At 71.3% G+C, this 12,757-nt stretch carries 10 protein-coding genes; 4 read left to right on the forward strand and 6 right to left on the reverse strand.

All coding sequences use genetic code 11. From position 1 onward, the window contains the following. The first annotated feature begins 23 nt into the window (after positions 1–23). On the forward strand, positions 24–2,348 hold the full coding sequence (locus tag IF04_RS0130935; RefSeq protein WP_051831724.1) for an ABC transporter permease: 2,325 nt from the start codon (positions 24–26) through the stop codon (positions 2,346–2,348). Positions 2,349–2,369: 21 nt separating this feature from the next. On the opposite strand, the gene IF04_RS0130940 is transcribed toward IF04_RS0130935, so the two are convergent. After that, positions 2,370–3,329: a hydrogen peroxide-inducible genes activator gene (locus tag IF04_RS0130940; protein WP_078601021.1), complete on the reverse strand. Its 960-nt coding sequence runs from the start codon at positions 3,327–3,329 to the stop codon at positions 2,370–2,372. Between the two features lie 130 nt (positions 3,330–3,459). On the opposite strand from IF04_RS0130940, the gene IF04_RS0130945 reads away from it, so the two are divergent. Together IF04_RS0130945 and IF04_RS0130950 are read left to right on the forward strand one after the other, a co-directional pair. Continuing rightward, the gene (locus tag IF04_RS0130945) at positions 3,460–4,014 is read left to right on the forward strand and encodes a peroxiredoxin (protein ID WP_030265371.1); all 555 of its coding nucleotides are present in this window, start codon (positions 3,460–3,462) and stop codon (positions 4,012–4,014) included. Between the two features lie 6 nt (positions 4,015–4,020). Next, on the forward strand, positions 4,021–4,554 hold the full coding sequence (locus IF04_RS0130950) for an alkyl hydroperoxide reductase (RefSeq protein WP_030265375.1): 534 nt from the start codon (positions 4,021–4,023) through the stop codon (positions 4,552–4,554). Between the two features lie 147 nt (positions 4,555–4,701). Here the strand turns inward: IF04_RS0130950 and IF04_RS36200 are convergent, their stop codons facing one another. The 4 genes from IF04_RS36200 to IF04_RS0130970 all read right to left on the reverse strand — a co-directional run bounded on the left by IF04_RS36200 (position 4,702) and on the right by IF04_RS0130970 (position 9,954). Beyond that, a complete protein-coding gene (locus tag IF04_RS36200; RefSeq protein WP_106975704.1) occupies positions 4,702–6,195 on the reverse strand; it encodes an AI-2E family transporter in 1,494 nt (497 codons plus the stop codon). Positions 6,196–6,317: 122 nt separating this feature from the next. Continuing rightward, a complete protein-coding gene (locus tag IF04_RS0130960; protein WP_030265380.1) occupies positions 6,318–7,031 on the reverse strand; it encodes an aggregation-promoting factor C-terminal-like domain-containing protein in 714 nt (237 codons plus the stop codon). 454 nt (positions 7,032–7,485) lie between these two features. Then, on the reverse strand, positions 7,486–8,808 hold the full coding sequence (phoH2, locus tag IF04_RS0130965; RefSeq protein ID WP_030265383.1) for an RNA 5'-3' helicase PhoH2: 1,323 nt from the start codon (positions 8,806–8,808) through the stop codon (positions 7,486–7,488). Positions 8,809–9,174: 366 nt separating this feature from the next. Further along, positions 9,175–9,954, reverse strand: coding sequence for an isoprenyl transferase (locus IF04_RS0130970; protein WP_030265385.1), 780 nt, complete (start codon positions 9,952–9,954; stop codon positions 9,175–9,177). 143 nt (positions 9,955–10,097) lie between these two features. Here IF04_RS0130970 and mgrA point away from each other — a divergent pair, with 143 nt between their 5' ends. Then, a complete protein-coding gene (gene mgrA, locus IF04_RS0130975; protein ID WP_030265387.1) occupies positions 10,098–11,132 on the forward strand; it encodes an L-glyceraldehyde 3-phosphate reductase in 1,035 nt (344 codons plus the stop codon). Between the two features lie 703 nt (positions 11,133–11,835). On the opposite strand, the gene IF04_RS0130980 is transcribed toward mgrA, so the two are convergent. Then, positions 11,836–12,645, reverse strand: coding sequence for a prepilin peptidase (locus tag IF04_RS0130980; protein WP_030265389.1), 810 nt, complete (start codon positions 12,643–12,645; stop codon positions 11,836–11,838). Positions 12,646–12,757: the final 112 nt, after the last annotated feature.

Raw genomic sequence — 12,757 nt, forward strand, 5'->3', positions numbered from 1 at the left:
CCGCCTGGCTGCGCGACCTCGCCATGGGCGCCCGGTTCGCGGTCACCGGCGGCCGCGAGGGCTGGTTCCGTACAGCGCTCAGCGCCATCGGCGTGGGCATCGGCGTCGCCGTCCTGCTGCTCGCCTGCTCCGCGCCGACGGTGCTCGACGCCTGGCACGGCCGCGAGAAGGCCCGCGAGAACCTCGGCCAGCTGCACGAGCCGCGCGCCTCGGACCGCACCGTGCGCTACGCCCAGGCCGACACCACCTTCCACGGCGAGCCCGTACGCGGCCGTCTGGTGCGGCCCGACGGCGCCCATCCGCCCGTACCGCCCGGCATCAAGCGCCTCCCCGGGCCCGGCGAGATGGTGGTCTCCCCCGCCCTGCGCGAACTGCTCGCCGAACCCGGCAGCGCGCAACTGCGCGCACGCCTGGACTACAAGGTCGTCGGCACCATCGGCGACAACGGGCTGCTCGGCCCGCGGGAGCTGACGTTCGTCGCGGGGCTGGACGACCGGTCGGCGGGCGAGGCGTACCGCATCAGCCGCTTCGGCAAGCTCTTCGACCCGCAGCCGCCGAGCGCCCGGCTCGTGCTGCTGACCGTCCTGGCCTGCGTGGTCCTGCTGATGCCGGTCGTGGTCTTCATCGGCACCGCCGTGCGCTTCGGCGGTGACCGCCGCGAGGCCCGGCTGGCCGCGCTGCGGCTGGTCGGCGCCGACATCCCCACCACCCGCCGGATCGCGGCCGGCGAGGCGGTGGTCGGCGCGGTGCTCGGCCTGGCGGCGGGGCTGCTGTTCTTCCTGACCGGGCGGCAGGCGGTCGGCGCCGTCACCCTGTGGGGCGTCAATGTCTTCCCCGCCGACGTGGTGCCGTCCCCGGGCCTCGCCGCGCTGGTCGCCGTCCTCGTCCCCGCGGCGTCCGTCCTGGTCACGCTGTTCGCGCAGCGTTCGGTGACCGCCGAGCCGCTGGGCGTGGTCCGCAACCGCCCGGTGGCGCGCCGCCGGCTCGGATGGCGGCTCGCGCTGCCCCTGACGGGCCTCACGCTGCTCCTCTCGCTGGCCTGGGACCCGCAGGCGGTCGTCGACGACTGGTTCCATGTCGTACGGCTCGCGCTCGGCGCAGCCCTGCTGCTCCTCGGTGTGACCGCGCTGCTGCCCTGGCTCGTCGAGGCGGTCGTGGCACGGCTGCGCGGCGGCCCTGTCCCCTGGCAACTGGCCGTACGACGGCTCCAGTTGAACAGCGGCGCCGCACAGCGCGCGGTCGGCGGCATCACCGTCGCGGTGGCCGGCGCCATCGCGATCCACATGGTCTTCACCACCTACCAGGCCGGTTACGCGCAGGCGTACGAGGAGTCGGCGCGCCGCCCGGTGATCCAGCTCAGCGGCGGCACCTCGGACGGGCAGGGGACCCGGGACGCACTGGCCACGCTGCGCCGCGCGCCCGGCGTGACCTGGGCGCACGGCACGGTCCGCGCGTCGGCGGCCCCTGCGGGCGACCGCGGCACCCGCGACCCCGACGGCTACCGCTCCGTCCGGACCGCCATGGTGACCGTCGGCGACTGCGCCGAGCTGCGGCGCAAGGCCCGGATCGGCTCCTGCCGGGACGGCGACGTCTTCGTGACGGAGAACCGGGGCGACCGCGCCACCGACCCCGCCTTCGTACGCCCCGGCGTGCGGCTGAACCTGAATCCGCCGGAGGGGTACGAGGTCACCGGCCCGCCGCGGCCGTGGACCGTGCCGGACTCCGCGCGCCGGGTGCAGGGCATCCGCCACCCCGGCGAGGACCTGCCCGGTGACGTCCTCGCCACCCCCGGCGCGCTCTCCCCGGCCCGGCTGCAGGACCCCACGATGGAGCTGGTCGTCGGCTACGACAAGGCGCGCGAGGCCGAGGCCGTGGAGCGCATCCGCACGGTGGCGTTCCGCGTGAACCCCGGACTGCGGGAGCTGTCCGCGATCGACAACCCGCACGACCGGCAGTACGACGGGGTGCGCACCGCGCTCTTCCTCGGCGCCGTGATCGTCCTGCTGCTCATCGGCGCCGGGCTGATCGTCTCCACCGTCGAGCAGCTGCGCGAGCGCCGGCGGCTGCTGTCCGTACTGGACGCGTTCGGCACCCGCCGCGCCACGGTGGGCTGGTCGCTGCTGTGGCAGACCGCGATCCCGGTGGCGCTGGGCCTCGCCCTCGCGGTGACCGCCGGCATCGGCCTCGGCACGGTACTGCTGACGCTGTCCGGCGCCGAAGTGCACCTGGACGGGGCCGTGATCGCGGGCATCGCGGGCAGCGCCGCCGGGGTGGTCCTGCTGGTCACCCTGCTGAGCCTGCCGCCACTGTGGCGCATGATGCGGCCGGACGGGCTGCGTACGGAGTGAGCCGGCGCGCGGCCCGGCGGTTCACCCCGCGATCCGTACCGGCAGCGGCCGCAGGGCCGTCCGCAGCGCCTGGGCGAACTCCTCGAACTCGCGCTGCCGGGCCGCGCCCGTGCGCATGGCCAGGGCGATCCGCCGGGAGGGCGCCGGATCGTCGAAGTATCCGGTGGTCAGCTCCTCGTTGCGGCCGGTCTCCACGCGCAGCGCGGTGCGCGGCAGCAGCGTGACGCCCATCCCGCCGGCCACGAGCTGGACCAGCGTGGAGAGCCCGGCCGCGCTGGTGGTCACCGCGGCCCCTTCGTCGCGCCCCGCCTCCCGGCAGATGTCCAGCGCCTGGTCGCGCAGGCAGTGCCCCTCGTCCAGGAGCAGCAGGTCCAGCTCCCGCAGCGCCTCGCGCGGTATGTCGCCGCGGCCGCCCAGCCAGTGCTCCTTGGGCGCGACGAGCACGAAGTCCTCGTCGAAGAGCGGCAGTTCGGTGACGCCCGCGACGCCGAGCGGGACAGCGAGCAGCAGCAGGTCCAGCCGCCCGTGCGCCAGGCCGTCCAGCAGCGAGGCGGTCTGCTCCTCGTGGACCTGGAGGTCGAGGTCCGGGTACGTGCCGTGCACGAGCTTCAGCACGGTCGGGAGCAGATAGGGCGCGACGGTCGGGATGACGCCGAGCCGCAGTACGCCGGTGAAGGGCGCGCGGGCCGCCTCGGCCTCCTCCATGAGGTCGCCGACCGCCTCCATCACTGTGCGTGCCCGGGCCGCCACCCGCTCCCCCGCAGGCGACAGCAGTACTTTGCGGGTCGTACGCTCCAGTAGCTGGACGCCGAGCGCGTCCTCCAGGGCCGAGACCGCACCGGAGAGCGCGGGCTGGCTCATGCCGATCTCGGCGGCCGCCTCGCGGAAATGCAGGTGCTCGGCCACCGCGGCGAACGCGCGGAGCTGCGAGAGCGAGGGCTGCCGGGGGCGTCCGGCGGCCGGGGTAGTGGGCTGGGCCACTGATAACCACCTCCGATCAACACCACCGAGTCTAGCTATTTCCCTGATCAATGCACCCTGTGGCACTGTGGTGAACGTCCAACCCCCAGGAAAGCCCCAAAAGGGATTTCCTACCTTGCAAGGAGTGCGTGTGCTCACTGTCGGTGACAAGTTCCCCGAGTTCGACCTGACTGCCTGTGTCTCGCTGGAGAAGGGCAAGGAGTTCGAGCAGATCAACCACAAGACCTACGAGGGCAAGTGGAAGATCGTCTTCGCGTGGCCCAAGGACTTCACCTTCGTGTGCCCCACGGAGATCGCGGCCTTCGGCAAGCTGAACGAGGAGTTCGCCGACCGTGACGCCCAGATCCTCGGCTTCTCCGGCGACAGCGAGTTCGTGCACCACGCCTGGCGCAAGGACCACCCGGACCTGACCGACCTGCCCTTCCCGATGCTGGCCGACTCCAAGCACGAGCTCATGCGTGACCTGGGCATCGAGGGCGAGGACGGCTTCGCGCAGCGCGCCGTGTTCATCGTGGACCAGAACAACGAGATCCAGTTCACCATGGTGACCGCCGGCTCCGTCGGCCGTAACCCCAAGGAGGTCCTGCGGGTCCTGGACGCCCTGCAGACCGACGAGCTCTGCCCCTGCAACTGGTCCAAGGGCGACGAGACCCTGGACCCGGTCGCGCTCCTCTCGGGCGAGTGATCGAACATGGCACTCGATGAGCTGAAGTCCGCCGTTCCGGACTACGCCAAGGACCTGAAGCTGAACCTCGGTTCGGTGATCGGCAACAGCGACCTGCCGCAGCAGCAGCTGTGGGGCACCGTTCTGGCCTGCGCCATCGCGTCGCGCTCGCCGAAGGTGCTGAGCGAGCTGGAGCCGGAGGCCAAGGCCAACCTCTCCCCCGAGGCGTACACCGCCGCCAAGTCGGCCGCCGCCATCATGGCGATGAACAACGTCTTCTACCGGACCCGGCACCTGCTGTCGGACCCCGAGTACGGGACGATGCGGGCCGGCCTGCGGATGAACGTCATCGGCAACCCCGGTGTCGACAAGGTCGACTTCGAGCTGTGGTCGCTGGCCGTCTCCGCCATCAACGGCTGCGGCATGTGCCTGGACTCGCACGAGCAGGTCCTGCGCAAGGCCGGTGTCGAGCGCGACACGATCCAGGAGGCCGTCAAGATCGCGGCCGTCCTGCAGGCGGTCGGCGCGACGCTGGACGCCGAAGCGACGCTGGCCGAGTAACACCGGCTCGCGCCCACGCATACCGAAGGGCCCCGCGGACGTCATGTCCGCGGGGCCCTTCGGCGTGCGCCCTGAAGGGGCGCGGGGAACTGCGCGAGCAACCACCGCGGCGCGAGAGCCGGGCGACAGGACCAGCCCCCACGGCGGCTACCCGTCGGCCTCCCGGGACGGCACAGGCGCCCGCCGGAGTGCCTGCTCCTGGGCGTACGACCGGAGGTAGGACACCACCGTATTCGTGACGGCCACCAGTGGCACGGCCACCACCGCACCGCCGATGTCCGCGATCAGCCCGCCCGCGGCGACCGAGAGGATCACGGCCAGCGGGTGCACCCGGACGGCCCGGCCCAGGATGAACGGCTGCAGGATGTGGCCCTCGATCTGCTGCACGGCCAGCACGACCACCAGCACCATCAGGGCCGTGAACACGCCCTGCGTCACCAGCGCGACCACGCACGCCAGCGCGCCCGAGACCACCGCGCCCACCAGCGGGATGAAGGCGAAGAGGAAGATGAACACCGCGAGCGGCACGGCGAGCGGCACGTTCAGGAAGTACAGCCCGATGCCGATGAAGATCGCGTCGATCAGCGCCACGATCACCGTGCCCCGCACATACGCGGTCAGCGTCCGCCAGGCCCGCGGCCCGGCCCCCGCCACGCCCTCGCGCGCCGCGCTCGGCACGAGCTTCAGCAGCCACTCCCAGATGCGCCGCCCGTCGAAGAGCAGGAAGAGCGTGGTGAACATCGCCAGCAGGATGCCGGTGAGCATCTCGATGACGACCGTGACGCCTTCCAGGCCCGCGCTGGTGATCTCCTCGGTGTTCGAGCCGATCGCGTCCTGGAGGTTCTTCGCGATGTCGTTGATCTGACCCTCGGTCACATGGAACGGGCTCCTCAGCAGCCAGTCCTTCAGCTCGCTGATGCCGTCCTGGACCCGGCTGGAGACCGAGTCGATGTTGTCCATGACCTGCCAGACCACGAACCAGCCGACCAGGCCCATGATGATGAAGCCGGTGATGAAGGTGATGGCCGTCGCCGGGCCTCTGGGCAGCCCGCGGTGCTTGAGCCAGGCCACGGTCGGCTGCAGCAGCGCGGTGATCAGCAGCGCCGCTACGAACGCCAGCACCACGAGCTGGATGCCGGTGATGGCCCGCGCGATGACGTACACGGCAGCGGCCAGGACGAGCAGCCGCCAGCCCGCCTCGGCGGCGACCCGTATCCCCCACGGCACCGCGTCCACGGGCTCGGGCCGGGACGGCACGGCGGGCGCGTACGCGGGCGGCGCGGGCACGGACGCCGGTACAGCGGCCCCGTCGGCCTCCTGAGGGGGCGTCGACGGCTTTGAGGGTACTGGGGCGACTGCAGCGGCTTCTGTGGCGTCAGAGGCGCCCGTGGCGCGCGTAGCGCCCCCGTCCTCCGAAGGGGTACCACCGGGCCGCGCGGCCTCCGTTGGGGTATCGCCGGGCACGACAGGCGGCTCCAGCGGCATGGGCGGCACCGCGTGGCCGCGCACCGCGCCGTTCCCCAGCCGGCCTTCGCCATCGGCCGCCGCGGCCTCCGTACGCCGGCGCCGTTCCTCCAGGCGCGCGGCGAGCCGCGTCAGGCCGGCCCCCGCGCCGCCGACCCACTGAGGCAGTCTGGACATGTCGCTTCCTCTTCCCCCCTCGGTCCCTCTCACTGTCGGGACGACGTTACCTGTGCCGAAAGCGCGAAACCCCCGACCCTTGTACGGTCGGGGGTTTCGCGTCGCTGTACGGCGAGCCGGTCTTAGTACCAGCTGTTGGCCTGCCAGAACGACCAGGCGCCGCAGGGGCTGCCGTAGCGGTCGTTCATGTAGCCCAGGCCCCACTTGATCTGGGTGGCCGGGTTGGTCTGCCAGTCGGAACCCGCGGAGGCCATCTTCGAGCCCGGGAGCGCCTGGACCAGACCGTAGGCGCCCGAGGAGGCGTTGACGGCCTTGTAGTTCCAGCCGGACTCGTGGTCCACGATGTTGCTGAAGCACTGGAACTGGTCGGCCGGCATCATCTGCCGGGCCATCGCCTGGGTCTCTGCGACCGTGTACGAAGCCTTGGTCGCGATGTCACCGAGAGCGCCGCGCTCGGCGGAGCGGCTGGCGGCCTGCTCCTTGGCCTCGGCACGCTCCTTGGCAGCCTGCTTCTCTGCCGCGAGCTGCCGCTCGGCCGCGTCCTTCTTGGCCTGTGCGCTCTCTGCTGCCGCCTTGCGGGCCGCCTCCTGGGCGGTCTTCAGGGCGGCGGCGTCCGCCTGGGTGGACTGGTCATCCGCCTGCTGCACGAGGGACGCCGTCTCCACCTGGGCCTGCTGGCCCATGGGGATGTCGGCGATCGTCGTGTCTGCGGCGGCGGCCTCGGTGTTGGCGACCGAGCCCGGCTCACTGCCCGACGCGACGCCGACGACGGCGCCGACTGTGGTGACCGCGGTGGCGGAGGCCACGGCGAATCCCCGGACCGAGATCCGGCTCACACGTTTTCCTTCCAGCGTCGTCCGCGTAGGTGACCATCGCGGACGCAATCGTGCCCCTGGCGCTGTCCTCCGTATTGCTCCGTCCCCGAAGTGCGGGTGGGGCCGGCTGGTCACAGGAGGCACTGGCCCGGTGCGTCCCCCTCGGGGGTCCGCGTGGTGCTCGGGCGGCATACGGCGAACGCTTTTCAGTTCTGTGGTTCTGCACCGCTGGGGGTGCCAAAGTGCCGTATGCGGGGCCTGACAGGTCCCAGACTCTGCCCGAAGCGGACGCGTGGAATCAATTCTCAGCCGGGTGTGAAAGCTCACACCTCGTTTACGCCATGGAGTTTCCGGATATCTCCGCGCGCGCCGACGCCGCCCGGCTAGGCTCTCTGGCTTCGCCGGACGGCGCAGGTCACACAACGGGTCGGAGCCGCGCTGACCTCCTCATTCGGGGCGCGGCCCCTATACAGGATCAGATACGCCCGTCCTCCAGCATTTCGGTCACCAGGGCCGCGATCGGCGACCGCTCCGAGCGGTTGAGCGTGATGTGCGCGAAGAGCGGATGACCCTTCAGCTTCTCCACGACGGCGACCACGCCGTCGTACCGCCCGACCCTCAGGTTGTCGCGCTGCGCGACGTCATGAGTGAGCACGACGCGCGAATTGGCGCCAATCCGGGACAGAACGGTCAACAGGACGTTCCGTTCCAGGGACTGCGCTTCGTCGACGATCACGAACGCGTCGTGCAGCGACCGGCCGCGGATGTGGGTGAGCGGCAGCACTTCCAGCATCCCGCGCCCCACCACCTCCTCGATGACATCGGACGATGTCACCGACGTGAGGGTGTCGAAGACGGCCTGCGCCCACGGGCCCATCTTCTCGGCCTCGGTGCCCGGGAGATACCCCAGATCCTGCCCGCCGACGGCGTACAGCGGCCGGAAGACCATCACCTTTCTGTGCTGTTGGCGCTCCAGTACGGCCTCCAGGCCCGCGCAGAGCGCCAGCGCCGACTTGCCCGTGCCGGCCCGGCCGCCCATCGAGACGATCCCGACCTCCTGGTCGAGCAGCAGGTCCAGCGCGATCCGCTGCTCGGCGCTGCGGCCGTGGATGCCGAACGCCTCCCGGTCGCCGCGCACCAGCCGCACCCGGCCGTCGGCCGTGACCCGGCCGAGCGCCTTGCCGCGCTCGGACTGGAGCACGAGCCCCGTGTGCACGGGCAGCTCGGCGGCCTCGGGAACGTACGCGCTCTCCACGGCGAAGAGGTCGTCGACCTCTTCAGCGGAGACCGTCAGCTCCTTCATGCCGGTCCAGCCGGAGTCCGTGATCGCCAGCTCGGCGCGGTACTCCTCCGCCAGCAGGCCGACCGAGGACGCCTTGATGCGCAGCGGCAGGTCCTTGGAGACGACCGTGACGTCGTACCCCTCGGCCTGGAGGTTGCGCGCGACGGCGAGGATGCGCGAGTCGTTGTCCCCCATCTGATAGCCGACGGGGAGGACCCCCGTATCGGAGTGGTTCAGTTCGACCCTCAGTGTGCCGCCGACCTCCCCGATCGGGATGGGGGCGTCCAGGCGACCGAACCGGACGCGGTACTCGTCCAGCAGGCGCAGTGCCTGCCGGGCGAAGTAACCGAGCTCGGGATGGTGCCGCTTGGCTTCCAGCTCCGTGACCACTACTACCGGCAGCACGACTTCGTGCTCCTCGAAGCGGGCCATGGCGCCTGGATCCGCCAGCAGGACGCTGGTGTCGAGGACGTAGGTGCGCCGGTCGGCCTCACGGCGCTGCTTGCTGTTCACCACGGGTGGACGAACCCCCTCGGATGAGGTCGGGGTGCGACGGCGTCGCGGGGGATGGAGCCGGGCTCGGGCCGCGATGCGCGGGCCGGGCACCGGCCCTCCGCGTCGGCCGTGCGGTCCGCACGATCGTCCGTGATGCGCAAAGGGCCTCCCGGGCGGACGGCGGCATGCCGCCCGCTGCAGAGCGGCACCCACTGGACCTGGCTTTTCGGGTGCCGTCCTGGAAGGGATATTCCCGCGAACACCTGCTGCCATGCCCCGGCATATGACGCACAGCCAGTGAATTCGTGGTTACCGGTGAACGGCAGGCCCCATGTGACGTGTCCGGCCCCGTCCCTGACAGGCCGTCGTCGTCCCCGTGGCTCGGGATCAGACCCCGTAGCGCCGGTGGCGGTAGGCGTAGTCCCGCAGGGCACGCAGGAAATCCACCTTGCGGAACGCGGGCCAGAAGACCTCGCAGAAGTAGTACTCCGAGTGGGCGCTCTGCCACAGCATGAAGCCGGACAGCCGCTGCTCGCCGCTCGTGCGGATCACCAGGTCCGGGTCGGGCTGGCCACGGGTGTACAGGTGCTCGGAGATCTTCTCGACGTCGACGGTCTCGGCGATGTCCTCGACCGAGGCGCCGCGCCCGGCCTCGTCCAGCAGCAGCGAGCGGACCGCGTCCGCGATCTCCTGCCGGCCGCCGTAGCCGACCGCGACATTGACGACGATGCCGCCGATGTGGTCCGTGGCCTCCTCGGCCTCCTTCAGCACCTGCTGCGTGCCGGCGGGGAGGAGATCGCGGTTGCCGACGTGGTGCACCCGCCAGCGGCCGTCGGCCGCGAGCCGCCGCACGGTGTTCTCGATGATGCCGAGGAGCGGCTTCAGCTCCTTCTCCGGCCGGTCGAGGTTGTCCGTGGAGAGCATCCACAGGGTGACGACCTGGACGTCGGTCTCCTCGCACCAGCCGAGCATCTCTTCGATCTTCGCCGCGCCCGCCTGGTGGCCCTGCTCGGTGGTCAGACCGTCGGCGCGGGCCCAGCGGCGGTTGCCGTCCAGGATGACGCCGATGTGCTTGGGCACCTGGGAGTGGTCCAGCCGGCGCTCCACCCGGCGCTCGTACAGCTTGTACACGAACTCCCGCACAACAGGGGGATACGGGATACCCATCCCGGAAGATCGCAGCATGTGTGGTCCAGCCCCTCCGTGCCTATTTGGCGGTCGCCCCCGTCGCCTCAAGTCCGCAACTTTACGTCTCGGGTGTCGCAATGACCCAATCAGGTGTGTCACAACTCCGTGATAAGGAGATGGTCATGACTGGCACCTCTGACTACCGCGCGGCAGATTCGCGCTACGACTCCATGGAGTACCGCCGTACGGGCCGCAGCGGCCTGAAACTCCCGGCGATCTCTCTCGGACTCTGGCACAACTTCGGCGACGACCGCACTCTGGAGTCGCAGCGCGCGATCCTGCGGCGCGCCTTCGACCTGGGCGTCACCCACTTCGACCTGGCGAACAACTACGGCCCGCCGCCCGGCTCGGCGGAGCTGAACTTCGGCAAGATCTTCGCGCAGGACTTCCGGTCCTACCGGGACGAAATGATCCTTTCCACGAAGGCCGGATATCTGATGCACCCCGGTCCGTACGGAGAATGGGGTTCCCGGAAATACCTGCTCTCGTCGCTGGACGCGTCGCTTCGGCGGATGGGTGTCGATTACGTCGACATCTTCTACTCGCACCGATTCGACCCGGACACTCCGCTCGAGGAGACGATGGGCGCACTGGCTTCCGCGGTGCAGCAGGGCAAGGCGCTGTATGTGGGCGTTTCCTCCTACAACTCCGCGCAGACCCGCGAGGCGGCCCGCATTCTGCGGGAAATGGGCGTACCGGCGCTGATCCACCAGCCCTCGTACAGCATGATCAACCGCTGGACCGAGGACGACGGGCTGCTGGACACCCTGGAGGCGGCGGGCATGGGCTGCATCTCCTTCGCGCCGCTGGCCCAGGGGATGCTCACCGACAAGTACCTGCACGGCATCCCCGAGGGCTCGCGCGCCTCCCAGGGCAAGTCGCTCGACCCGGGCCTGCTCTCCGAGGACGTCGTGCGGCGGCTGCGCGGCCTGAACGAGATCGCGCAGCGCCGCGGCCAGTCGCTGGCGCAGCTCGCGCTGTCGTGGGTGCTGCGGGACGAACGGATGACGTCGGCGCTGATCGGCGCGAGCAGCGTGGCGCAGCTGGAGGCGAATGTCGCGGCGCTCGGCGGCGACAAGCTGACCGACGCGGAGCTGGCCGAGATCGATGAATTCGCGACCTCGACGGAGGGCGTGAACATCTGGGCGCGGCGGTAGGCCGCACCGGAACGCCGCACCGGAACAAAAAAGCGGGCCGGTCCGTGGGGGGGATACGGACCGGCCCGAGGGGGGGTTTCCACCATAACCCCGGTTGGGGCGTGCTGCGCGCATCAGCGGCGGTCAGCCCGCGTGTCACGGAGTGGATCAAGGTGCGGCGAGGGCGCCGGAACGGTGCGCGAATTCCCTTAATGATCTTGAATTCGCGTACCGCCACCCGCTTCATGACGGGCCAGCGGCCTTAATGATCTTGTTCCGTACGGTGTCGGACCTGTCCCCCTCGGTCACATCATGAGCGTGACGGAGCTCTCGTCCCGCCGGTCACGGATACCCCGCAGGAGCGACACGGCTGCGATCGTCCGCTTGACGGACCCACGGCAGCCCCACGGAAAAGAGGGGGAAGCGCCCCGAGTGCGGCGCGGCGCACCCGGAGCGCGAGGCAATGACCGGACTTTTCCGGTCCTCGTATCGGACTTCACCGGTCGTCGTGCGATCGTTCCGTCTCGGTCCTCCGCGGCCCCCAATCCTCACGGCCCTCGGTCCCGGCCCTGCCGGGCAGCGGCGCGCCGCCGTGCCGCGCACCGGCTGGTGGCTCGTCGCCGCGGGTCCTGCCGTCCCCGGCGGCGGGGACGGGCGGCCCGGGTGATGCGCTTCCAGTCGATCGCCGCGGGCGGTGCGGAAACGACAATAGGGCACATACCGGTCAGGCGGTGGCGTATCCCCCGAGGAGCAGGCCGAGCAGCGCGCCGAGGGCCATGAACGGGCCGAAGGGCATCGCGGACTTCCGGTACGCGCGCCGCACGATCATCAGCCCGATCCCGTACACCGAGCCCAGCACGAAGCCCGCGAACGCGCCGAGGAACAGCACGGTCCAGCCGTACCAGCCCAGCGCGATCCCCAGCGTCAGCGCCAGCTTGACGTCGCCGAAGCCCAGCCCGTCGGGCCGGATCAGGAAGAGCACGAAGTACGCGGCGGCCAGCGCGAGTCCGCCCAGGAGCGCGCCGGTCCAGGACCCGCCGTGGCCGGGCAGCAGCGCGGCGGCCCCCAGGAGCGCGGCGGCGGCGCCGGCCGCCGGCAGGGTCAGCACGTCCGGCAGCCGGTGCACGGCCGCGTCGACCGTCGCCAGCAGCACCGCGACCGGCGCGAGCAGCAGCCAGACGGCCAGCTCGGGCCGGGCCCCGACGCCCGCGGCGAGCAGCGCGCAGGCCGCGGCGGTGACGAGGGGCGCGGTGGTGCGCGCGGGGCCGTAGGCCGGGCAGGGCGCGGGGGGTTCGGAGTCGGCGGAGTCGGGGGGTGCCGACGCGGGGACCATGACGAGTGCGGCGGGCTCCACGGCCGGGCAGCGCGCGCGGCCCAGCCAGCCGCGTGCCACGCCGGTGATCGGGTGGCCCTGCGGACACGCCGTGCGCCGGGCCTCCTCGGGCTCGACGGCCAGGCGGTAGGCGGCGCGCGGCACGAGCAGCCCGGCAGCGGCCCCGTACACGGCGGCAAGGGCGATCAGGAGCGGATGCACCCCTCGACGGTACGGGCGATCACCGCACCGGTCATGGGCCCTGGGGCCCAACCACCGGCCACGCGGCCCTCGTACGGGCCGCGGCGGCGGTAACATCCCGGCCCGGCGTACG

The sequence above is a fragment of the Streptomyces violens genome (assembly GCF_000717745.1).
GTDB lineage: Bacteria > Actinomycetota > Actinomycetes > Streptomycetales > Streptomycetaceae > Streptomyces > Streptomyces violens.

What these genes read in the sequence shown, in the direction of transcription:
- IF04_RS0130935 (WP_051831724.1), top strand. Translation starts at nt 24, where the DNA reads ATGGGCGCCCGGTTCGCGGTCACCGGCGGCCGCGAGGGCTGGTTCCGT.
- IF04_RS0130950 (WP_030265375.1), top strand. Translation starts at nt 4,021, where the DNA reads ATGGCACTCGATGAGCTGAAGTCCGCCGTTCCGGACTACGCCAAGGAC.
- IF04_RS36200 (WP_106975704.1), bottom strand. Translation starts at nt 6,195, where the DNA reads ATGTCCAGACTGCCTCAGTGGGTCGGCGGCGCGGGGGCCGGCCTGACG.
- IF04_RS0130970 (WP_030265385.1), bottom strand. Translation starts at nt 9,954, where the DNA reads ATGGGTATCCCGTATCCCCCTGTTGTGCGGGAGTTCGTGTACAAGCTG.
- mgrA (WP_030265387.1), top strand. Translation starts at nt 10,098, where the DNA reads ATGACTGGCACCTCTGACTACCGCGCGGCAGATTCGCGCTACGACTCC.